General features: G+C 64.7%; 22 protein-coding genes. 10 read left to right on the plus strand and 12 right to left on the minus strand.

Annotated features, from left to right (window positions below; all coding sequences use genetic code 11):
* Nucleotides 1-66 precede the first annotated feature (66 nt).
* A complete protein-coding gene (locus XH93_RS17200) occupies nucleotides 67-591 on the minus strand; it encodes a flavin reductase family protein (protein WP_194474439.1) in 525 nt (174 codons plus the stop codon).
* On the minus strand, nucleotides 588-1,199 hold the full coding sequence (locus XH93_RS17205) for an FAD synthetase (protein ID WP_246799654.1): 612 nt from the start codon (nucleotides 1,197-1,199) through the stop codon (nucleotides 588-590). Before XH93_RS17205 ends, XH93_RS17200 begins: the two co-directional genes overlap by 4 nt.
* Nucleotides 1,200-1,472: 273 nt before the next feature.
* On the opposite strand from XH93_RS17205, the gene XH93_RS17210 reads away from it, so the two are divergent.
* On the plus strand, nucleotides 1,473-3,050 hold the full coding sequence (locus XH93_RS17210; protein ID WP_194474440.1) for a 4-hydroxyphenylacetate 3-hydroxylase N-terminal domain-containing protein: 1,578 nt from the start codon (nucleotides 1,473-1,475) through the stop codon (nucleotides 3,048-3,050).
* Between the two features lie 86 nt (nucleotides 3,051-3,136).
* Nucleotides 3,137-3,427, plus strand: a complete 291-nt coding sequence (catC, locus tag XH93_RS17215; protein WP_194474441.1) for a muconolactone Delta-isomerase — start codon at nucleotides 3,137-3,139, stop codon at nucleotides 3,425-3,427.
* Between the two features lie 10 nt (nucleotides 3,428-3,437).
* Here the strand turns inward: catC and XH93_RS17220 are convergent, their stop codons facing one another.
* From XH93_RS17220 to XH93_RS17235, 4 genes are all read right to left on the minus strand, one after another.
* On the minus strand, nucleotides 3,438-4,010 hold the full coding sequence (locus XH93_RS17220; RefSeq protein WP_194474442.1) for a TIGR02281 family clan AA aspartic protease: 573 nt from the start codon (nucleotides 4,008-4,010) through the stop codon (nucleotides 3,438-3,440).
* A 25-nt stretch (nucleotides 4,011-4,035) separates the two neighbouring features.
* A complete protein-coding gene (locus XH93_RS17225; protein WP_139482666.1) occupies nucleotides 4,036-4,239 on the minus strand; it encodes a DUF1289 domain-containing protein in 204 nt (67 codons plus the stop codon).
* 62 nt (nucleotides 4,240-4,301) lie between these two features.
* A complete protein-coding gene (locus XH93_RS17230; protein WP_194474443.1) occupies nucleotides 4,302-5,909 on the minus strand; it encodes a HAMP domain-containing sensor histidine kinase in 1,608 nt (535 codons plus the stop codon).
* Nucleotides 5,910-6,141: 232 nt separating this feature from the next.
* A complete protein-coding gene (locus XH93_RS17235) occupies nucleotides 6,142-7,014 on the minus strand; it encodes an NAD(P)-dependent oxidoreductase (RefSeq protein ID WP_139482668.1) in 873 nt (290 codons plus the stop codon).
* Nucleotides 7,015-7,214: 200 nt separating this feature from the next.
* Between XH93_RS17235 and XH93_RS17240 the strand changes: the two genes are divergently transcribed.
* The 5 genes from XH93_RS17240 to XH93_RS17260 all read left to right on the plus strand — a co-directional run bounded on the left by XH93_RS17240 (nucleotide 7,215) and on the right by XH93_RS17260 (nucleotide 12,167).
* A complete protein-coding gene (locus tag XH93_RS17240) occupies nucleotides 7,215-7,652 on the plus strand; it encodes a VOC family protein (RefSeq protein ID WP_139861506.1) in 438 nt (145 codons plus the stop codon).
* Nucleotides 7,653-7,781: 129 nt separating this feature from the next.
* The gene (locus tag XH93_RS17245) at nucleotides 7,782-8,912 is read left to right on the plus strand and encodes an Mrp/NBP35 family ATP-binding protein (protein ID WP_194474444.1); all 1,131 of its coding nucleotides are present in this window, start codon (nucleotides 7,782-7,784) and stop codon (nucleotides 8,910-8,912) included.
* 158 nt (nucleotides 8,913-9,070) lie between these two features.
* A complete protein-coding gene (locus XH93_RS17250) occupies nucleotides 9,071-9,304 on the plus strand; it encodes a hypothetical protein (protein ID WP_139482671.1) in 234 nt (77 codons plus the stop codon).
* Nucleotides 9,305-9,682: 378 nt separating this feature from the next.
* Nucleotides 9,683-10,771: a TRAP transporter substrate-binding protein gene (locus tag XH93_RS17255; protein WP_139482672.1), complete on the plus strand. Its 1,089-nt coding sequence runs from the start codon at nucleotides 9,683-9,685 to the stop codon at nucleotides 10,769-10,771.
* A 307-nt stretch (nucleotides 10,772-11,078) separates the two neighbouring features.
* Nucleotides 11,079-12,167 (plus strand): TRAP transporter substrate-binding protein, encoded by a 1,089-nt coding sequence (locus XH93_RS17260; RefSeq protein ID WP_139861504.1) that lies wholly within the window; start codon nucleotides 11,079-11,081, stop codon nucleotides 12,165-12,167.
* Between the two features lie 123 nt (nucleotides 12,168-12,290).
* On the opposite strand, the gene XH93_RS17265 is transcribed toward XH93_RS17260, so the two are convergent.
* The 5 genes from XH93_RS17265 to XH93_RS17285 all read right to left on the minus strand — a co-directional run bounded on the left by XH93_RS17265 (nucleotide 12,291) and on the right by XH93_RS17285 (nucleotide 17,482).
* Nucleotides 12,291-13,892 (minus strand): TRAP transporter large permease subunit, encoded by a 1,602-nt coding sequence (locus XH93_RS17265; RefSeq protein ID WP_139861503.1) that lies wholly within the window; start codon nucleotides 13,890-13,892, stop codon nucleotides 12,291-12,293.
* On the minus strand, nucleotides 13,889-14,428 hold the full coding sequence (locus tag XH93_RS17270) for a TRAP transporter small permease subunit (RefSeq protein WP_139482675.1): 540 nt from the start codon (nucleotides 14,426-14,428) through the stop codon (nucleotides 13,889-13,891). Before XH93_RS17270 ends, XH93_RS17265 begins: the two co-directional genes overlap by 4 nt.
* 339 nt (nucleotides 14,429-14,767) lie before the next feature.
* Entirely contained in the window at nucleotides 14,768-15,802 is a 1,035-nt protein-coding gene (gene moaA, locus XH93_RS17275) for a GTP 3',8-cyclase MoaA (RefSeq protein ID WP_194474445.1), read from the minus strand.
* A 360-nt stretch (nucleotides 15,803-16,162) separates the two neighbouring features.
* On the minus strand, nucleotides 16,163-16,642 hold the full coding sequence (locus XH93_RS17280; protein ID WP_194474446.1) for a PEGA domain-containing protein: 480 nt from the start codon (nucleotides 16,640-16,642) through the stop codon (nucleotides 16,163-16,165).
* A 159-nt stretch (nucleotides 16,643-16,801) separates the two neighbouring features.
* Nucleotides 16,802-17,482 carry an HAD-IA family hydrolase gene (locus XH93_RS17285; protein WP_194474447.1) on the minus strand — a complete coding sequence of 227 codons (681 nt, stop codon included), beginning with the start codon at nucleotides 17,480-17,482 and terminating at the stop codon, nucleotides 16,802-16,804.
* 245 nt (nucleotides 17,483-17,727) lie between these two features.
* On the opposite strand from XH93_RS17285, the gene rpiA reads away from it, so the two are divergent.
* The 3 genes from rpiA to gor all read left to right on the plus strand — a co-directional run bounded on the left by rpiA (nucleotide 17,728) and on the right by gor (nucleotide 20,747).
* Nucleotides 17,728-18,426 carry a ribose-5-phosphate isomerase RpiA gene (gene rpiA, locus XH93_RS17290; protein WP_194474448.1) on the plus strand — a complete coding sequence of 233 codons (699 nt, stop codon included), beginning with the start codon at nucleotides 17,728-17,730 and terminating at the stop codon, nucleotides 18,424-18,426.
* A 23-nt stretch (nucleotides 18,427-18,449) separates the two neighbouring features.
* Entirely contained in the window at nucleotides 18,450-18,986 is a 537-nt protein-coding gene (locus tag XH93_RS17295; protein WP_139482680.1) for a DUF2059 domain-containing protein, read from the plus strand.
* 375 nt (nucleotides 18,987-19,361) lie between these two features.
* The gene (gene gor / locus XH93_RS17300; RefSeq protein ID WP_194474449.1) at nucleotides 19,362-20,747 is read left to right on the plus strand and encodes a glutathione-disulfide reductase; all 1,386 of its coding nucleotides are present in this window, start codon (nucleotides 19,362-19,364) and stop codon (nucleotides 20,745-20,747) included.
* A 123-nt stretch (nucleotides 20,748-20,870) separates the two neighbouring features.
* Here the strand turns inward: gor and XH93_RS17305 are convergent, their stop codons facing one another.
* On the minus strand, nucleotides 20,871-21,335 hold the full coding sequence (locus tag XH93_RS17305; RefSeq protein WP_371815079.1) for a papain-like cysteine protease family protein: 465 nt from the start codon (nucleotides 21,333-21,335) through the stop codon (nucleotides 20,871-20,873).
* Between the last annotated feature and the right edge of the window lie 385 nt (nucleotides 21,336-21,720).

The raw sequence follows: 21,720 nt of genomic DNA on the forward strand, positions 1-21,720 counted from the left end.
GGTTTCCTCCTTTTCTTGCAGTTGGTCGGTTTGGCTTCTCACTTCAGGGCAAACTCTGCGACGATCTCACCAGATGAACTCGTAGCCGGCATTCTCCAGCATCGCCGGCGCCGGGTGCGGGTCGGCCAGGCCGCCGAAGCGGCCGCTGAAGAACAGCAGCGGTTTTCTGCAGTGCTGCACCGACATCTCGCGGACCTGGCCCAGGAAAATCGTGTGGTCGCCCGCGGCGATCTCGTGGGCGAGATCGTTGACGAAATAGGCCGCCGCGTTGGCGATCACCGGCAGCTCGTTGCGCCGTTCGAAGACGTCGCAGAGGTCAGGCTTGGGCTTGCCGGCGAAATGCCAGGCGAGGTCTTCCATGCCTTCGGCCAGCACGCTGACCGCAAAGCGGCTGGTCTTCTGGATGTTGGGCAGCATCTTCGCGCTCTTGGCGATCGAGATCGCCACCAGCGGTGGATCGAGCGAAACCGACATGAAGGCATTGGCCGTCATGCCGTGGTCGCGGCCCTCGCAATGCGTCGTGATGATGGTGACGCCGGTGCCGAACTGGCCGCAGGCGTTGCGCAGCGCGCGCGGATCGATCGCGGTCATGGGGTGGCCACCTCGAGTTGGGACGGGCGATTGGCCGGTGGCGCGGTGAGGACGTCCCTCCAGTTCTCCAGCGCTGCCGCGGCGGCGGCGAGGCCCGATCGGCGCAGCGCCCGGATCCGGCTGCTCGAGACGATCTCGCCCGCGCTGCACCGCACAGGCGGAAGCACGTGCGTATTGAAGTTTTGCCGCAGCGCCAGCGCGGTGCCGCTCTTGCAGGCGCCGAAGCGGAAATCCTCGCCGACGAGCACTTCATGCGGGTGGAGCCGTTGCAGCTCGGTGATGAAGTCGGCCGCAGAGCGGCGGGCGTAGACGCGGTCGAAATCCGCGACGATCACGTGATCGGGTCCGAATGTTGCGATGCGCTCGAGCTTCTCGGCGAGCGAGGTCAACGCCTCGGCCTGGCCAAAATACACCTTTGGCGGCGGATCGAAGGTGTAGACCACGGCAGGGACGCCGCGCCGCTGCGCTGCAGTGATGGTCTGCCGCAGCAATTCCTGGTGGCCGCGATGAACGCCGTCGAACGCGCCGATCGTCACCACGCTGGCCGGGAGGCCCAATTCCCCGGCACGATGCAAAGCGACAGCTTCGCTGCCAAAACCCTTGCCCATGGTTTGCTCCCTTGGGTTCGCTCCCTTGCCGTGCGCGGATGCGTTGTCCGCGGCGGCGTTGCGTCGGCTGCAAGGTCGTGGTCTGCGCCGCGCCAGCAAGTGATAGCGCGAGCTGCGGCGCTCTGTCCGGTATTGGGTGATACCTTCCGCCGGCTCAATGTGTGCGCCTAGTTTCTGCTCCGATGTCACGCCGGGCAAGAGCGTGACGATACGGTCACGGACCGGTGCGGCAGGCCCGCGTGTCCGATGGCGTCAAGCGGAGGAGATACGTCCATGACGACTGCAGCAGCGCTGCGGGCCGATGCGCCCGCGTCGACCACCAACGTCTACACCGGCACCGAATTCCTGGAGAGCATTCAGGACGGGCGCGAAATCTACATCTATGGCGAGCGCGTCAAGAACGTCACCGAGCATCCGGCGTTCCGCAATTCGGCGCGAATGGTGGCGCGGTGGTACGACCGCTTTCACGAGAAGAAGGATCAGATCGGCGTCCTCACCGACACCGGCACCGGGCAGCTGACCCATCCGTTCTTCCTCGGTTCAAGGACCGCCGAGGATCTGATCCGCGGCCGCGATGCGATCGCCGAACTGCAGAAGGTCGCATTCGGCTGGATGGGCCGCTCGCCGGACTACAAGGCCTCGTTCCTCGGCACCCTCGGGGCAAATTCGGGCTTTTATGGCGAGTACGCCGGCAACGCCAAGAAATGGTATGCGCGGACCCAGGAGCGGCTCGACTTCTGGAACCACGCCATCGTCAACCCGCCGATCGATCGCGACCGGGCGATCGAAGAGGTGCGCGACGTCTTCATGCATGTCGAGAAGGAGACCGACGCCGGCCTGATCGTGTCGGGCGCCAAGGTGGTGGCGACAGGCTCGGCGCTGACGCATTACAATTTCATCGCGCATTACGGCATTCCGATCAAGGACAAGTCGTTCGCGCTGATCTTCACCGCGCCGATGGATGCCAAGGGCATCAAGCTGATCGCCCGCTCGTCCTACGAGTTCACCGCGGCCGCGACCGGCTCGCCGTTCGATTATCCGCTGTCCAGCCGCTTCGACGAGAACGACTCCATCCTGGTGTTCGACAAGGTGCTGGTGCCCTGGGAGAACGTCTTCATCTATGGCGATATCGACAAGATCAACGCGTTCTTCCCGGCGTCGGGCTTCGTGCCGCGCTTTACCCTGCACGGCGTGACGCGCTTTGCGGTCAAGCTCGACTTCATCGCCGGCCTGTTCTCGATGGCGGTCGACGCCACCGGATCGAAGGATTTTCGCGGCGTGCAGACCGCCGTCGGCGAGGTGATCGCGTGGCGCAACCTGTTCCACGGCATCGCGGACGCGATGGTGAAATCGCCGATCGCCTGGCAGGGCACCGACGGCTTCAACCTGCCCAATCTGAACTACGGGCTTGCCTACCGCGTGTTCGCGCCGATGGCTTATCCGCGGATCAAGGAATTGATCGAGCGCCATGTCGCAAGCGGCCTGATCTATCTGCCGTCGAGCTCGGCCGATCTCGAGAGCGAGGCGATCCGGCCCTATCTCGACCGCTTCGTGCGCGGCTCCAACGGCTATGCCGCGATCGACCGCATCAAGCTCTTGAAGCTGCTGTGGGACGCGGTCGGCTCGGAGTTCGGCGGACGCCACGAGCTCTACGAGCGCAACTATGCCGGCAATTACGAGAACCTGCGCGTCGAGACCCTGATGGCCGCGACCGCCACCGGCGACCTCGGCGCAATGCAGGACTTTGCGCGCAACTGCATGAGCGATTACGACGTGTCGGGCTGGACCGCGAAGGATCTGATCAACCCCGACGACATCAATCTGGTCAGCCGCGGCCTGGTGCAGGGCTGATCTCGACCACTGCTCGCAGTCAAGTGCCGGGGCCGCCACGATCGCGTGGCGGCCTTGGCCGTCTGGATGGAGAAGGAGTTTTCGTCATGCTGTTCCACGTCGAGATGGATGTGCGGATTCCGCACGATCTTCCCACCGAAAGACTGGACGCGCTGAAGCAAGCCGAGCGTGCCAGAGCCATGGAGCTGCAACGCTCCGGCGCCTGGCGCCATCTGTGGCGGGTCGCCGGACGCTACGCCAATGTCAGCATCTTCGACGTTTCAGGCGCGCAGGAACTGCACGACATCCTGTCGAGCCTGCCGCTGTTTCCGTTCATGGAGATCGAGGTCACGCCGCTGTGCCGGCATCCGTCGTCGATCCACGAGGACGACCGGTAGCGCGGCGCGCTCAGTCGACCGCCGTTCGCGGGCGCTTGTGACGCCCTGCGGTGTTGATGCTGCCGGTGACGTCGGGATAGCCGGTCAGCTGCAGCGTGTCGGCGCGCACGCCCCAGCTTTCGAGCCGGTCGAGGAAGCTCATGCCGAGCAAATTGGTCTTCATCTGGCCGCGCTGCACCACCAGCGCCGGCACCGATTTCTCGACCAGCTTGCCGACCGCGAGGCGGTCGAGCGTCAGCCGCGCCGCCTTGGTGTGGCCGCCGGCGGTTTCGAGATCGACATTGTACTCGAGCATCTCGATCGGCACCCCGATCGCCTTGGCGGTCTCCCAGGTCAGCACCACCGAGGTCGCGCCGGTGTCGATCACCATCGGCGCGCTGACGCCGTTGATCTTGGCGCGGAAGGCGAACTCGCCGCCCTGGCTGCGCGCGATCTGCACCGCGGGGGCGGGGCCGGCGCTGCCGTGGCCGAAGATCTGCGAGATGTTTTCCCTGGCGCGCGCGATCTGCTGGGGATCGCCATAGGCAACCACGACGCCCGCGGTCGCCATCAGCAGCAGGATGACGAGGAGGATGCGGCTCACGGCGCGCCTCCCGCGAGAGCCTCGGTCAGGCGCGCTTCGGGCGCGGCTCGATGCGCTGGAGCCCGGCCTCCGCCATCCGCGCCGGTAAGGTGGCCATCAGCGCCAGCCGTTCCGCGCTGTCCATCTTGTGCCAGCGCGCGATCTCCGGAAGCGTGCGGCCGCATCCGAAGCACAGCTTGGTTTTGGGGTCCATCATGCAGACTGCGATACACGGCGTCTCGAGGCTCATTGTTCAACTGTTGAACGGTTTCGGCGGCTTCCGCAAGCCGCCTGAACCGTCCGGACCATGCGCTACAACCCGGTGCCGGCGCTCATGATCGACTTGCGGCGCACCCGCTTGCGGTCGGCGGTCGGCGCGGTCTCGATCGGTTCCGGCTGCATCGGCGGCGCTTCTTCCGCCATCGGCGCCAGCGCGCTCATCACGCGCTCCGGCGGGAAGGTGACGATCACCTCGGTGCCGATGCGCAGCTTGGATTTCAGCGTGAACGTGCCGCCATGCATGTCGATCAGGCTCTTGGCGATCGGCAGGCCGAGGCCCGCGCCCTGTTCCGCCGACTTGATCGAGTTGGAGCCCTGTCCGAACGAGGCCAGCACCACCGGGATCTCGTCCTCGGCGATGCCGCTGCCGGTGTCCTTGACGCTGAGATACTGCCCGCCGGACGCGGTCCAGCCGACCTTCAGCCAGATCTCGCCGCCCTGCGGGGTGAACTTGATCGAGTTCGAGAGCAGATTGAGCACGACCTGGCGCACCGCGCGCTCGTCGCCCCAGATCCTGGGCATGCCGTGCTCGAACACCTCGTGGATGGTGATGCCGCGGCTCGAGGCGCGCAGCTTCAACAGATGGTGGCAGTCGGCGACCACATGCACCAGCGCCACCGCCTCTTCGTTCAGCTCGTAGCGGCCGGCCTCGATCCGCGACAGATCGAGGATCTCGTTGATCAGATTGAGCAGGTGCACGCCGGAATTATGGATGTCGGCGGAATATTCCTTGTAGACCGCGACCGCATGGGCGCCGAAGATTTCGCTCTTCATCACCTCGGAGAAGCCGAGGATCGCGTTCAGCGGCGTGCGCAGCTCGTGGCTCATCTGGGCAAGGAAGCGCGATTTGGCGACATTGGCGGATTCGGCGCGGTGCCGCGCCTCGTCGGAGATCGCCTTGGCCTGCTCGAGTTCGCCGATCAGCGCATCCTTTTCGGCGCGCGCCTCCAGCGTCGCCAGCGTGGTCGAGTGCAGGCGGTGCGCCAGCAGGGCAAAATAGCCTTCGGCGGCCAGCGCCAGCAGCGCCAGCACATAATTGTCGAATGAGCCCGACAGCACGAGGTCGAGCGCGATCGCCACCGTCACCGGGACGGTGGCCGCGAGCGCCGCGATCGGCAGGCTTGCCGCCAGCATGCTGGAGACCGCGATCACCAGCAGCATCAAAAACATCATCAGCGTGTTGGAGGCGAGGTCGCGGCCGGCCGGGTGGATCAGGATCGCGGTCCAGCACAGCCCGTAGAGCAGGTCGAGCAGCACGAAGCGGGTGCGCCATTTGCGGGTCATCGCGACCGAGGGCTGCTCGGCGAGGAAGCGGGAACAGCTGCGAATGATCGCGGCATGGACGCAGAGCATGCCGACCGTCCAGGCCACGGCGATGATCGGCTGCATCCAGAGCAGGCCGAATAGCACGCCGGTCGCCACCACCAGCAGCATGACGACGTAGGAGGCCGAAATCCGGGTCTGGGCGTATTGCCGGAGCAGCTCGGCGTCGAACGCCGGGCGGGTTCCACTGGTTGACGTTAACCGATCGCGCGCCTCACGCACCCGCTGTGCAGCGGCACGCCGGCTGCTCACCGGAGCGGCCAGTTGAGGTCCTGCCGGAAGCGCTACAACTTCAGGCTTTTCTGCGGGATCACTCATAAACAACACAAATCCTGCCCGCGAACCGCGCGGGCCTTTTGCATTGTCTATCTGTGACGCCAAATCATTAAGCGATGACTTAAAGAGCTAAAGAAACTCGTTAATGGGGGGTTAAATTAACGGTTTCGAATACCTCGCCCCGCTCGCACGGGAATCCAAAGACGTGGATGCCCGGGACAAGCCCGGGCATGACGAATTCTGAGGGATGACGGCCGGCCGAACTACGAGCGAGTTACCGCTGCAGCCGGGCCATCAGGCTCGACGTATCCCAGCGCTTGCCGCCCATCTTCTCGACCTCGGCGTAGAACTGGTCGACCAGCGCGGTGACCGGCAGCGTGGCGCCGTTGCGGCGGGCTTCGGCCAGCGAGATCGAGAGATCCTTGCGCATCCATTCGACCGCGAAGCCGAAATCGTACTTGCCCTCGTTCATGGCCTTGTAGCGGTTCTCCATCTGCCAGGACTGCGCCGCGCCCTTGGAGATGGTTTCGATCACCGCGGTGACGTCGAGCCCGCTCTTCTTGGCGAAGTGGATGCCCTCGGAGAGGCCCTGCACCAGGCCGGCGATGCAGATCTGGTTGACCATCTTGGTCAGCTGGCCGGAGCCGGCGGGTCCGAGCAGCTTGCACATCCGCGCATAGGCGCTGTTGATGATCGGCTCGGCGCCGGCATAGGCGTCTTCGGTGCCGCCGCACATCACGGTCAGCACGCCGTTCTCGGCGCCGGCCTGGCCGCCGGACACCGGCGCGTCGACGAACTTGAAGCCGGCCTTGGTCGCGGCGGCATCGAGCTCGCGGGCGACCTCGGCGGAGGCGGTGGTGTGGTCGACGAAGGTCGCGCCCTTCTTCATGCCGGCGAAGGCGCCGTCGGGACCGATCGTGACCGCGCGCAGATCGTTGTCATTGCCGACGCAGCACATCACGAAATCCTGGCCCTCGGCGGCGGCCTTCGGCGTGCCTGCGGTCTTGCCGCCGAACTTGTCGGCCCAATCCTTCGCCTTCGCCGCGGTCCGGTTGTACACGGTGACCTCATGGCCGCCCTTTTTCACGAGATGGCCCGCCATCGGGAAACCCATCACGCCGAGACCGAGAAAAGCGACTTTAGCCATGTCTGCTACCTTATGGTTTGCCTTGATGATCGCCCCGCAACCCTAAGGCGGGCAGGGCATTTCTTTCATGGAGGGGAGCCGCACCATACCCCCTGTGCAGCGGAGGGCAACGGCTTCGTGGGATGGCAGGTCCAGCTTTTGTGCTAGGATCGGCTCACCGAAGGCCTTCAAAGAACTTCACAAAAAAGGGAGTGTTTCGCATGGGCATGAGCGTCGGTGTGCTCGATCATTTCAACATCCGGACCCGCAATCTCACCGATACGGTCCGGTTCTACGAGGACGTTCTCGGACTGGAGAAGGGGCCGCGGCCGAACTTCGCGTTCCCCGGGGCCTGGATGTACAGCGAGGGCAAGGCGGTGGTGCATCTGGTGGATATTTCCAAGACCGACGAGGCACAAAAGCCGGATTCCGGCGTCGTCCATCATGTCGCCTTCGCCAGCCACGGCTTTGCCGGGATGAAGCAGCGGCTGGAGTCCAAGGGCATGGAATACGACTCGCGCCAGGTTCCCGGCGGCGACCTCTGGCAGATCTTCGTCAACGACCCCAACGGGGTGATGATCGAGTTGAACTACGAGGCCGCCAAGGAAGAGGCGGGGGCGGCGCCGGCCGAGCGGCGGGACGACGTCGGAGCGAGGTAGCCTTTTGCGCTGCAACGCTCTAATGGGTCGTCTCCCGGGCATGATCCGGAAAAGTGTGAAGCGGTTTTCCGGCGCGACAAACGCTAGGCGTTTGCGCGGAGATCATGCCCCCCTAAGGAGAGAGATGCCGTGAGCGTGACGCAGCAACAGGTCCTCGATTGCCTTGCCAAGGTGATGTCGCCGCGCGGCACCGCCTTGACCAACGCCAACGTGCTGTCGGCGATCACGGTCACCGACGGCAAGGTGTTCTTCTCGATCAACGTCGATGCCGCCGAGGCCCGCGCCTGGGAGAGCGTGCGGGCGCAGGCCGAGAACGCAGTGCGCGCCATTCCCGGCGTCAGCGTCGCGATGATCGCGCTGACCGCCGAACGCAAGCCGGGCAGCGCTGCCGCGCCGCCGCGGCCGGCCGGCGGTGTCCAGCCCGCCAGCACGCACCGCCATCCGCAGCCGCCCGGGGCTACCTCGCCGATGGCCCGGCAGGCCGAAATTCCCGGCATCTCTGCCGTCATCGCGGTCGCCTCCGGCAAGGGCGGGGTCGGCAAGTCGACCACCGCGCTCAACCTTGCGCTCGGCCTGCGCGACCTCGGCCTGCGGGTCGGGCTGCTCGACGCCGACATCTACGGCCCGTCGGTGCCGCGGCTGACCGGCATTCACGAGAAGCCGCAGCTCAACGACGACAAGAAGATGATTCCGCTCAACCGATTTGGCCTCGCGATCATGTCGATCGGCTTCCTGGTCGAGGAGGAGACCGCGATGATCTGGCGCGGGCCGATGGTGATGTCGGCGATCACCCAGATGCTGCGCGACGTCGCCTGGGGCACGCTCGACGTGCTGGTGGTCGACATGCCGCCGGGCACCGGCGACGCCCAGCTGACGCTGGCGCAGAACGTCCCGCTCAAGGGCGCCGTCATCGTCTCGACCCCGCAGGACCTCTCGCTGATCGACGCGCGGCGGGGACTTGCGATGTTCAAAAAGGTCAACGTGCCGGTGCTCGGCATCGTCGAGAACATGAGCTATTTCCAGTGCCCGCATTGCGGCACCCGCTCGGACATTTTCGGCCATGGCGGCGCCCGCCACGAAGCCGAGCGGCTCGGGGTGCCGTTCCTAGGCGAAATCCCCCTCGATATCGCGATCCGCACCACCTCGGATTCCGGTCATCCGGTGGTCGAGAGCGAGCCCGACGGCCCGCACGCGGCGATCTACCGGGCGATCGGCGCCGAGGTTCGCGAGCAGCTCAAGGGCGCGATTGCCGCCGCCTGAGGCCGTTCTTCACAGGACTGTCGCCGTGACCGATTGTCGGATCGCGTCCAGCCTGTATGCTGGCCCGGGTACAGCCGAATCGCGCCACGCCGTCCGTCAACCTTGACGAGGGCGATCGGTTAAGCCGAAACTGCCGAGAGACCGTAAGCGACGATCACATGGCACCGTCACCTGCAAAGAAGGAACGCCGCAAGCATCTGACGCGGGAGAAGCGCGAAGAGGCTTCGCGCCAGGCGTTCAACCTGATGAAGAAGTCCGACTCGATCGGCGAGGCTGCGGCGGCGATCGCAAAGATCTATGGCGTCAGCACCACGACCGCGCAAGGCTGGATCCGGCGCGGACGGTATCTGGTCGAAAAGGCCAAGAAGGCGCGGGAAGCGGCGAAGCGCTGATTGGCGCGGCCATGCGCCGCCCGCCACGGCGCCACGTGCCGTTGCATGATCGCATCCCCGTTGCACACGGCCATCGGTACCACCTCCGGTAACTGGTGATGGTGAACCGGTCGCACCGCCCGCACGTGGCGATTTATCGCGCCGCGCGCCGCAAGCAGTGCCAGGCGTCATCGTCGCGTTCCGGGCCGGTTTTTTCCGAGCCAATACTGCACCATCAGACTTTCGTTTAATTGGCGCGGTCATGCCATTGTCGCGTTTCCGTGACGCCGCCTTCCGTGTTAAAGGGCCGAGCCAGAGCGCCCCGGCATCACATCGTGGAATCGCCGGAGGACATGCTTGCAGTTACTGGGAAACGCCCCCTCAAGGAGAAGCCTTACGATGAAGCGTCGTGATTTTCTGAAAGTTTCTGCGGCCGGTGCTGCCGCGACGGCCGTTGCCGCGCCGGCGATCGCGCAGTCCTCTCCCGAAGTGAAGTGGCGCCTGACCTCGAGCTTCCCGAAGTCGCTTGACACCATCTATGGCGGTGCGGTCGAGGTGGCGAAGTACGTCGCCGAAATGACTGACAACAAGTTCCAGATCCAGGTGTTCGCGGCGGGCGAAGTCGTCCCCGGCCTGCAGGCGCTGGACGCGACCTCCAACGGCACCGTCGAGATGTCGCACACGGTCGCCTACTACTATGTCGGCAAGGATCCGACCTTCGCGATCTATTCGTCGGTCCCGTTCGGCCTCAATGCCCGCATGCAGAATTCCTGGTGGTACCAGGGCGGCGGTGAGGCACTCGGCAACGAGTTCTTCAAGAAGTTCGGCGTTATCGGTTTCCCGACCGGCAACACCGGCACCCAGATGGGCGGCTGGTTCCGCAAGGAGATCAAGACCGTCGCCGACATGTCCGGCCTCAAGATGCGCATCGGCGGCATCGCCGGCCAGGTGCTGCAGAAGGTCGGCGTGGTGCCGCAGCAGCTCGCCGGCGGCGACATCTATCCGGCGCTGGAGAAGGGCACCATCGACGCCGCCGAGTGGGTCGGTCCTTACGACGACGAGAAGCTCGGCTTCCAGAAGGTCGCGAAGTACTACTACTATCCGGGCTTCTGGGAAGGCGGTCCGACCGTGCACTCCTTCGTCAATCTGGAGAAGTGGAACGCGCTGCCGAAGAACTACCAGGCGATCCTGACCAACGCCTGCGCCAACGCCAACAGCTGGATGGCCGCGCGCTACGACATGCAGAACCCGTCGGCGCTGAAGCGTCTGGTGGCCGGCGGCACGCAGCTGCGCCCGTTCACCACCGAAGTGCTCGAGGCCTGCTTGAAGGCGACCAACGAGCTGTGGAGCGAGATCTCGGGCAAGAACCCCGACTTCAAGAAGTCGATCGAGGCGATGCAGGCCTACCGCTCCGACCAGTATCTGTGGTGGCAGGTCGCCGAATACACCTTCGACAGCTTCATGATCCGCTCGCGCACGCGCGGCTGATCGGCACCGCGAAGCTGACCAGCGTTCGCGTCAAGAGAACGCTGCACGACAATCCAAGGCTTTGGGTCTGATCTCATCGGAGCCAAAGCGAAAGTGTTCGACTTAAGTAGCCCGGCCCTCGCGAGACGGCCGGGCTTTTTGCGTCTGGCATTCAAGTGAGGGATGCTCCATGCTCGCCGCCAAGCCTCGGCACAGGGGCGGACGCACAGATCACTCACTGATCGTGACGGCCAAGAAAAGCGAGCGCGACAATAATAATCGGTCGCCGCTTCAAACAACACGACCAACAACCAGGGCAGGAATAACTATGAAACGAAGAGACTTCATCAAGGTCACCGGTTTAGGCGTCGCAGGTGCGGCGACGGTGGCGGCGCCGGCGATCGCGCAGTCGATGCCGGAAATCAAATGGCGCATGACGACGAGCTGGCCGAAGACGCTCGACACCATCCATGGCGGCGCCGAGATGATGGCCAAGGCGGTGGGCGAGGCGACCGACGGCAAATTCCAGATCCAGACCTTTGCCGCCGGCGAGATCGTGCCCGGCCTGCAGGTGCTCGACGCTGTGCAGAACGGCACGGTGGAGATGGGCCACACCGCTTCCTACTATTATTTCGGCAAGGACCCGGCCTTCACCTTCGGCTCGTCGATTCCGTTCGGACCGAACGCGCGTCTCAACCAGGCCTGGTACATGCTGGGCGGCGGCAAGGATCTGCTCAACGCATTCTACAAGAACTACAACGTCACCTCGCTGCTCGCCGGCAACACCACCTGTCAGATGGGCGGCTGGTTCCGCAAGGAGATCAACACCGTCGACGACCTCAAGGGACTGAAATTCCGCATCGGCGGCTTCGCCGGCCGCGTGATGCAGAAGCTCGGCTGCGTGCCGCAGCAGCTCGCCGGCGGCGACATCTATCCGGCGCTGGAGAAGGGCACCATCGACGCCGCGGAATGGGTCGGGCCCTATGACGACGAGAAGCTCGGCCTGCACAAGGTCGCGCCGCATTATTACTATCCGGGCTGGTGGGAAGGCGGCCCGATGCTGCTGGCGATGATCAACCTCGAGAAGTGGAACGCGTTGCCGAAGCACTATCAGAACATCCTCGAGCAGGCCGGTCACCTGGCCAACAACTGGATGATGGCGAAATACGACAGCGTGAATCCGACCGGACTGAAGAAGCTGCTGGCCGGCGGCGCCAAGCTGCACGCGTTCTCGCCGCCGATCATGGAGGCGAGCTTCAAGGCGGCGCGGGAGCTGCACGCCGAGGTCGCAGCCGGCAATCCCACCTTCAAGGCGCTGCTCGAGTCGCTGACGGCCTATTCCAGCAACGGCTATCAGTGGTTCCAGGTCGCCGAAGTCGGCTACGACAATTTCATGGCGCGTCACGCGCAGATCTGATCCCGGCCAGCCGACGGCGGAGCCATCTTCGCCGCCGCCTGCAAACCGCATCGCGCGTGCGACATCAAACAAAAAACCCCGGAGCCTGGGCTCCGGGGTTTTTTCGTCTCCGCTGCAAGCCGGCTACTGCTTCGGCTGGCCGAAATCGAGCGGCGGAAGCTCGATCTGCGGCACATCGATCTTGACCTTGTCGAGGTCGACGTTGAGCGGCTTGTCGAGCAGCCCGGTGACGACCACCGGGAACGCGATCACCAGCGCCACCATGATCGCCTGCAGGCCGATCCAGGGCATCGCGCCCCAATAGATGTCGGAGCTCTTCACCTCGCGCGGCGCCACGCCGCGCAGATAGAACAGCGCAAAGCCGAACGGCGGATGCAGGAACGAGGTCTGCATGTTGACGCACAGCATGACGCCGAACCAGATCAGCGCGGCATCGGCGCCGACCACCGGCGTCAGGATCTTCTGCGCGATCGGCGCGATCATCGGCAGGATGATGAACGCGATCTCGAAGAAGTCGAGGAAGAACGCCAGGAAGAAGATGAACAGGTTGATGAAGATCAGGAAGCCCCAGACGCCGCCGGGCAGCGAGGTCAACAGGTGCTCCAGCCAGGTGCCGCCGGAGACGCCGAGGAACACCACCGAGAAGCAGGTCGAGCCGATCAGGATGAAGGTGACCATGCAGGTGATGCGCATGGTGGTCTCGTAGCCCTGCTTGATCAGGTCGCGCAGGTCGGGAATTCTCACCGCCTCGAGGCAGATCCAGACGATCGCAAGATAGGTGACGGCATAGGCGAGCTTGAAGACCAGGTTCTCGCTGTAGAGGATCGCGACGATGGTGCCGATGCCTGCGGCGATGACGCCCGCGATCAGCACCTTGTTGCCGGTGGCGCTGAAATCCTTGTGGTGGATCGCAGCCAGCACCATGGCCCCGACCGCGCCCATCGCGCCGGCCTCGGTCGGGGTCGCAAGGCCCATCATCATGGTGCCGAGCACGACGAAGATCAGCACCGCGGAGGGGATGATGCCGAGCAGGCACTTCTTCCACAGCGCCCAGCCTGTCAGCGTGCGCGCTTCCAGCGGCACCGCGGGCACATGGCTCGGCTTGAAGATGCCGAGCAGGAAGGTGTAGCCGGCGAACAGCATGATCTGGAACACCGACGGACCCCAGGCGCCGAGATACATGTCGCCGACCGACTTGCCGAGCTGGTCGGCGAGCACGATCAGCACCAGCGACGGCGGCACCAGCTGGGTGATGGTGCCGGAGGCGGCGAGCACGCCGGTGATGTAGCGGATGTTGTAGCCGTAGCGGATCATCACCGGCATCGAGATCAGCGCCATGGCGATGACTTGCGCCGCCACCGTGCCGGTGATGGCGCCGAGGATGAAGCCGACGATGATCACGGAATAGCCGAGGCCGCCGCGGATCGGGCCGAACAGCTGGCCCATCGAATCCAGCATGTCCTCGGCGAGCCCGCATCGTTCCAATATCGCGCCCATGAAGGTGAAGAACGGGATCGCGAGCAGCAGCTCGTTGGAGAGCACGCTGCCGAAGATGCGGCCCGGGATCGCCTGCAGGAAGTTGAGGTCGAAGAAGCCGAGCCAGATCGAGAGGAACCCGAACGACAGGCCGACCGCGGCCAGCGTGAACGCCACCGGATAGCCGATCAGCATCGCAATGATCAGGCCGCCGAACATCAAGGGCGGCATCATCTCCAGCGTGATCATTGCGTCGGCCTCTCATACTTGGCGTCGATCGTCACATAGCCCTCCAGTGCGGCGATGCGCTTGATCACCTCGGAGACGCCTTGCAGCGCCAGCATGACGAAGCCGGCCGGGATCACGAACTTGATCGGCCAGCGCAACAGGCCGCCGGCATTGCCGCTCATTTCGCCGACCGCATAGGCCTGGTAGAAGAACGGCCACGACAGATAGGCGAGCAGCAGGCAGGCCGGGATCAGGAAGCACAGCGTGCCGATCAGATCGAGGATCAGCTGGCCGCGCTCCGACAGCATCAGATAGAGGATCTCGACCCGGACGTGCTCGTTGCGCTTGAAGGTGTAGGAGGCGCCGAACATCACCAGGATGGCGAACATGTACCACTGCGCCTCGAGCCAGCCGTTCGAGGAGTAGGAGAAGGCGTAGCGGATCATCGCATTGCCGGCGCTGACCAGGCAGGAGATCAACACCAGCAGGTTGCAGATATAGCCGATCTTCTCATTGAGTCGGTCGATGGCCTGACTTAGTGCCAACAATGGGCGCATCACGATCTCCGCGGCCGCGCATGCTGCGCGCCGAACATCTGTCCAAGCATCATCTGGCCGCCGCGCGCATGCGCACGGAGCCACGGCTCACTTTCAGGAGCAGTTGCAAAACGGTCGTCCTCCCCCGAAATCCGCTTCCGCCGTTCTTGGCTGCCGGATCGTCGGCAGCAGCCGACGGGGGCAGCGGCCTATCCGGCCAGACTAGCGTGAAAGCTGGGGCACCATTTCAGCGCCGTGTGACGCCGTCAATCGGAAAATGGGCAAATTGACGCGGCAACAAACTGTTGTCCCGCCTTGGTAAATCGGGGAGGGCCCACGGCGTCCGGGGAGTTACGGAGATTAGCCCCCGGTGACGCTCATATGGCGGCTGACGCTCGGGCGATTGTGGCGGCGGTCGATGATGAAATCATGCCCCTTCGGCTTCAGCCCGATGGCGCGGTCGATCGTGGCCGACAACAGGTCGTTGTCCTCCGAGGCGCGCAGCGGCCGGCGCAGGTCGGAGGCATCCTCATGGCCGAGGCAGGTGTGCAGCGTTCCGGTGCAGGTGATCCGCACCCGGTTGCAGGACTCGCAGAAATTGTGGGTCATCGGCGTGATGAAGCCGAGCTTGCCGCCGGTCTCGGCGACCCGGACATAGCGGGCGGGGCCGCCGGTGTTGTCGTCGAGATCGGTCAGCGTGTAGTGCTTCTCGAGCCGGGCGCGCAACAGCGACAGCGGCACGTACTGATCGATCCGGCCGGCGCCGATGTCGCCCATCGGCATCACCTCGATCAGGGTCAGTCCCATCCCCTTGCCGTGCGCCCACTGCATCAGCGCCGGGATTTCGTCCTCGTTCAGGTTCTTCAGCGCCACCGCGTTGATCTTCACCGCGAGCCCGGCCGAGCGCGCCGCCTCGATGCCTGCAAGCACCTTGTCGATGTCGCCCCAGCGGGTGATGGCGCGGAATTTTTCGGCATCGAGCGTATCGAGCGAGACGTTGACGCGGCGCACGCCGCAATCCGCCAGTTCCTGGGCAAAGCGCGCCAGCTGCGAGCCGTTGGTGGTTAGCGTCAGCTCGTCGAGCGCGCCGGTCGACAGATGCCGCGACAGCGAGCGCACCAGGCTCATCACGTTGCGGCGGACCAGCGGCTCGCCACCGGTGAGGCGGATCTTGCGCACGCCCTTGGCGACGAAGGCCGAGCAGAGCCGGTCGAGCTCTTCCAGGGTCAGCAGGTCGGCCTTCGGCAGGAAGGTCATGTCCTCCGACATGCAATAGAAGCAGCGCAGGTCGCAGCGATCGGTGACGGAGACGCGCAGATAGCGGATGGTCCGGCCGAACGGGTCGATCATCGGGCGAAACAGCGTGTCAGGATGCGCTTGCGTGGATCCGTTCATTCAACTCGGGCCTTTGACTTGGGTCTTGGACTTGGGTCTTGCGATTGTTCCCCGTGCGCCGGCGCCGCTGATGGCATCGACGTCAAACAATGTATGCATGTTGGCGGGTTGTCACAATGCGTTCCAAAGCATGATCCGCAGCATGCAAAGCCGCGCTGACACGATAGGCGAGGCGCATCGCGCGATGCGAGAACCTAATCGGCGAAGTGCTTGAGCACAAATGCGAGCCCGGCGTCCGGCCGGGCTCTTGTGCAGTGCAAATCGCGCGATCGCGCTAGCGCCGCTTTTCACCTCGTCCCGCATCCGCCTTCGCCCGAAGGCGGGCTTCAGCGGACAAGAGAGCTGGGCGAGGGGGAACTGCTAGCGCGACGGCGCGGCGGCCGGCGGCGGCGCGTTCGGATCGGGGAACGCGGAGGCGGGGGCTGCGGCCGGCGCTGCCGCCGTGGCCTTCGGCTTCTTCTTCGGCCGGATCGGCTTGCGCGCGGCGCGCGGCGGCGGGCCGGCCGGCTGCAATTCGGCGAACACCGGGCTCGGGTCGAGCGTGGTGGTGGCCGGGCTGGTGAAGTCGCCGGGCACGCGGGTGACCGTCACCGGCACATTCGCCGGCTGGTATTTCGGCAGGTTGAAGGTGACGGAAAAATTGGTCTCCGGCGTCGGGATCGACACCGTGCACGGCGTCTTGCAGCCCGGCCCGAGCGAGGTCACGGCGTCAGCCCCCGGCGGCGCCGAATCGAGCTGGACCTGCATCGGCGGCGGCGCCGACTTGAACGAATCCAATGAAAAGGAGGAGCAGCCCGCCAGACCCAGTCCGGCGGCCGCAATCACGATGACACGACGCATGATCCACACTCACCTGCGGCTATCAGCCACAATCCCCAGCGCGACCATATGGGCGTCGGAACAGGGGCGCAACAGCGCGGGCCCTGCTCGTTAAAGGATGGTTAACGGCAAAATCGCATGGCAATATAATACCAAGCGATATCAACGGTTTGTGAAATATTAGCCGGCGGCGAGGCTGGCTACGGCGGCCGGCAGATCGCGCATATGGCCGATCAGCCGGTCCGGCTTCAGCTCCGCCATCGGCACGTCGGTATAGCCGAAATCGACCCCGATCACCGGGACCTGGGCGCGCCGCGCCACCCCGACATCGGTGCCGGCATCGCCGACCATGATGGCGCCCGGCAGCCGGCCGCCGGCGCGGGCCACGGTCTCGCGCAGGAATGCCGGGTCCGGCTTCGCCACGCCGAAGGTGTCGGCACCGCAGATCGCGGCAAAGCGCCGGGTCAAAGCAAGGCGGTCGAGCAGCAGCTTCGACAGCCATTCCAGCTTGTTGGTGCAGACCGCAAAGCGGTGGCCCTGCGCCTCGAGCTGGTCGAGTGCCTCCTCCAGCCCGTCGAACGGGCGCGAGCCGTCGGCGATGTGGTCGGCGTAATAATCGACGAAGTCCCGGGTCAGGCGGTCGAGGTCGGCGACGCTGACCGCGCGGCCCTCCACCTCCAGCCCGCGCTCGAGCAGCTTGCGGGCGCCGGCGCCGATCATGTTGCGCGCGGCCGCCAGCGGCACCGGCCGCAGGCCCTCGCGAGCAAGCACATAATTGAGCGCGCTGATCAGATCGGGCGCGGTATCGACCAGCGTACCGTCGAGATCGAACACGATGATGGGGGGAGAAGCGGCGGGCATGACGTCTTTGGCTATCGATGATGGAGCCTGCTGGCAAGGCCTCCCGTACAGTTCCGGACACCGCTTCATTTCTTGCGGTCCGGTGCAGTCGTTCTCGGCGCTTCAGCACCGGAAAAAGGTCTGAAACATCGTCGCAAAAGCCTCGATTCATGCCTATTCCTGCCCGCAAAACGACGCTAGATATGCGCCCGCCGGGCGGGCCGATCGGGGCCTCCGGAGCGGCGCGCAAGCGGGGGAACTCGTCGGTGGACATGGACGCATTGAAACGCCAGGCGGCAGCGCGCGCGCTCGAAGAGGTCCGCGACGGCATGAAGCTCGGGCTCGGCACCGGCTCGACCGCCAAGCATTTCGTCGAGCTCCTCGGCGAGAAGGTCCGGGCCGGCATGAAGGTCGTGGGCGTACCGACCTCGGAAGCCACCAAGGCGGATGCGATCCGCTGCGGCGTGCCGCTGACCACGCTCGACGAGGTCGACCATCTCGACCTCACGATCGACGGCGCCGACGAGATCGACGCCGATCTCAATTTGATCAAGGGCGGCGGCGGCGCGCTGCTGCGCGAGAAGATCGTAGCTAGCGCGAGCGATCGCATGATCGTGATTGCCGACGACAGCAAATGGGTCGATGCGCTCGGCCGCTTCCCGCTGCCGGTCGAGGTGATCCCGTTCGGGCTCGCGGCCACGCAGGCGGCGATGGCGCGGGCGTTCGCGCAGGCCGGCGTGTCCGGCCAGATGGTGCTCCGCAAGGCCAAGGACGGTCACGCTTTTGTCACCGACGGCGGCCACTGGATCGTCGATGCCCATCTGGGCCGGATCGGCGATCCGCCGCGTCTGGCGGGGTTGCTCAGCGTCATTCCGGGCGTGGTCGAGCATGGCCTGTTCATTGGGCTCGCGAGCCGCGCCGTGCTGGCCGGCGCGCAGGGAATTCGGGTTGTTGAACGGCGATGACGCCGCAAGCAAGGAGACTTGGAATGAAGCGTTTCTCGGGACTTTTGTCGGCTGCCGCGCTTGCGGCCGGATTGGCGCTCGCGGCCGCGCCGGCGATGGCGCAACAGCAGCCGCTGCCCGAAATGCCCAAGGTCAAGCAGTCGACCCCGGCAGCGATCGCGGCCGCCAAGGAAATCCTGGCGATGAAGAACGTGTCGGTGATGTATGCTGGCGCGGTTGCCGGCATCATCGAGAAGACCAAGACTGGCCTGTTGCAGCAGAACCTGAACTTCCAGAAGGACCTCAACGAGGTCGCGGTGGTGATCGCCAAGCAGTTCGGCGGCAGCGAGAAGGAGATCGGCGAGGGCATGGCGCAGATCTACGCCGCCGAGTTCACCGAGAAGGAGCTGCAGGATCTGGTCGCGTTCTACAAGACGCCGCTCGGTGACAAGCTCCTGAAGGCAGAGCCCGCGGCCATCAATGGCTCGCTGCAATATATGCAGCAGTGGGCGCAGCAGTTCGGCGTGATCATCAATAACCAGTTCAAGGCCGAGATGAAGAAGCGCGGCAAGGATATCTGAGCCCGTCTAGTCACCTCGCCCCGCTTGCGGGGAGAGCATAGGCCGCCTTTGGCGGCCGTTCTTGAAGAATGCCGAAGCAGAGCTTCGGCTGTCCGCGAAGCAATCCGGGTGAGGGGGACTCTCCGCAGGGCGAATCGCGGAGACAGCCCCTTACCCCGATCCTCTTCCCGCAAGGGCGAGGGAGCAGAAAGAGTTGCGTAGCCCGGATTGCGCGTCACGGCGTAACAGTAGCGACGCAGCAGCGAAACTTCGGCGGTGTGCGGGGTGAAAGGGCCTCGCCGCGAGATTATCTTGCGGAGATGTACACACCCCAACCCTCCGAGGAGCAGGCCTCGCTCGTGCCGGCACCGGGCGAGGGAGCACAGAGAGGTTACCATGGCCGAGTATGACGTCGACCTGTTTGTCATCGGTGGCGGTTCGGGCGGGGTCCGTGCCGCCCGCATCGCCGCCGGCTATGGCGCAAAGGTCGTGGTCGCCGAAGAGTACCGGATGGGCGGCACCTGCGTGATCCGCGGCTGCGTGCCGAAGAAGCTGTTCGTGATCGGCAGCCATGTCCACCAGGAGATCGAGGACGCCGCCGGCTTCGGCTGGAGCATCGGCGATGTCTCGTTCGACTGGGCGACGCTGGTCGCCAACAAGGACAAGGAAATCGCCCGCCTCGAGGGCGCCTACACCACTAATGTCGAAAAATCCGGCGCCCGCATCGTCAAGACCCGCGCCGTGCTCGAGGACGCCCACACCATCCGCCTCGGCACCGGCGAGACGGTGACGGCAAAGTACATCCTGATCGCGACCGGCGGTGCGCCCAATCACGGTCCGGCGATTCCCGGCATCGAGCACGTGATCTCCTCCAACGAGGCGTTTCACCTCAAGGAGCTGCCGAAGCGAATCGTGATCCAGGGCGGCGGCTACATCGCGCTGGAATTCGCCGGCATCTTCGCCGGCTACGGCTCTGACGTCACGGTGGTCTATCGCGGCGAGAACATTTTGCGCGGTTTCGACGAGGACGTGCGCAAGCATGTGCGCGCCGAGATGGAGAAGCGCGGCATCACCATCATCACCGGCTGCACGGTGACCAAGGTCGACAAGCACGGCCGTGACTTCACCTCACATCTGTCCGGCGGCTCCAGCATCGCCTCCGACCAGGTGATGTTCGCGATCGGCCGCCATCCCAACGTTGCCAATCTCGGGCTCGAGACCGCGGGCGTTGCGATCAACCCCGCCAATGGCGGCATCCAGGTCGACGGCTGGTCCAAGACCTCGGCCGACAACATCTATGCGATCGGCGACGTCACCCACCGCACCAATCTGACGCCGGTCGCGATCCGCGAGGGCCACGCCTTCGCCGACACCGTGTTCGGCAAACGTCCCGTGCAGGTCGATCATGCCACGATCCCAACGGCGGTGTTCTCGCAGCCCGAGGTCGGCACCGTCGGCATGACGGAGCAAGAGGCGCGGGCGCAGTTTTCCCACGTCGATATCTACAAGGCCGATTTTCGCCCGATCAAGGCGACGATGTCCGGCCGCGACACCCGCGTCCTGATGAAGCTCGTGGTCGACGGCTTGAGCGACCGCGTGCTCGGCTGCCACATCGTCGGCGACTGCGCCGCCGAGATCACCCAGGCGGTTGCGATCGCCGTGAAGATGAAGGCGACGAAAGCGGATTTCGACGCCACCGTCGCGCTGCACCCGACCGCCTCCGAAGAGCTGGTGACGATGCGTACCCCGACCGCCCGCCACGTGCGGCAGGCGGCGGAGTAGGGGCCGACCCTCATCGACACCCACGTCGGCAGCAGGCGACCTGGCGGCAATCGCCGGACACGCTCAACAAAGCGCGCCGACGCCTGATGGTGATTGCGGCCGGCGCGAGCAACACCGGGGCGTTCATCTTGACGCGTAATCAATTCCTCTCGGTGCGATTACATCCACCTGCTGTTTCGGAATGGTTGCGGGGTCGCGCACCAGCATTGGGTCTACGCGGCCCCCCGGACCGTTGCGCGCAAATTTCAATACACTCGCCGACATGGACTGGTTGGGGCCAACGGCGGGATCGTGGTAGCAAACGTCCGGCCCTAGCGTTCCGACGACCACCGACGCGTGAAAGATATAAAATTTCGGCCCCGGAACCCACCAGGTGAACATGATCGGTCCCCTGTTGGTCAGCACTGCGTCGAAATCGCTGGCCGTGTTCAACGGCGTCGTAATACTCAGGGGTTGCAGCCTCTCATTTAGCTGAAAGACCTGTAACTTGTCGGCCCCGAGCGATTGATGCGTGCCGTTCGGGTTGACGAGTTCCGGCACTCCCTTGCGCGCTCTGAAATAGGTGCCTTCGTAATAGACGCCCATCATTTTTGCGCACGCGTACCAACAGCCTGTGGGATCATCGATCGGAGGCCCATTTGGGCCGCCGGCGTTTTGCGAGAAAAACGGTACGGGACGGGGTAACGGCATGGTCGGCCTGCCCTGTTTTTGCCACGCTCAATCATACTCGTACAAGCTGGAAACGCCACCCGCCCGCCGGCCAAACGAGTCTTATCTCAGCGGTGATATGCCGCTGTCAGCAGCCGGCGAAGTCCACCGACGGGGTTCACCCGATCGCGTCCCAAGAGCTCGTGACGAGAGTTGGTGACGATCGCACGCCGAGCATCGCCATGGTGATCGTGCCCGGGTGAATTGCCGATTTACAGAATTAGGACGTCCTGAGTGGTTCATCGTTTGGCTTGGAGCCGGACCC

The sequence above is a fragment of the Bradyrhizobium sp. CCBAU 51753 genome (assembly GCF_015291565.1).
In the GTDB taxonomy this organism is placed as follows: Bacteria; Pseudomonadota; Alphaproteobacteria; order Rhizobiales; family Xanthobacteraceae; genus Bradyrhizobium; species Bradyrhizobium ivorense.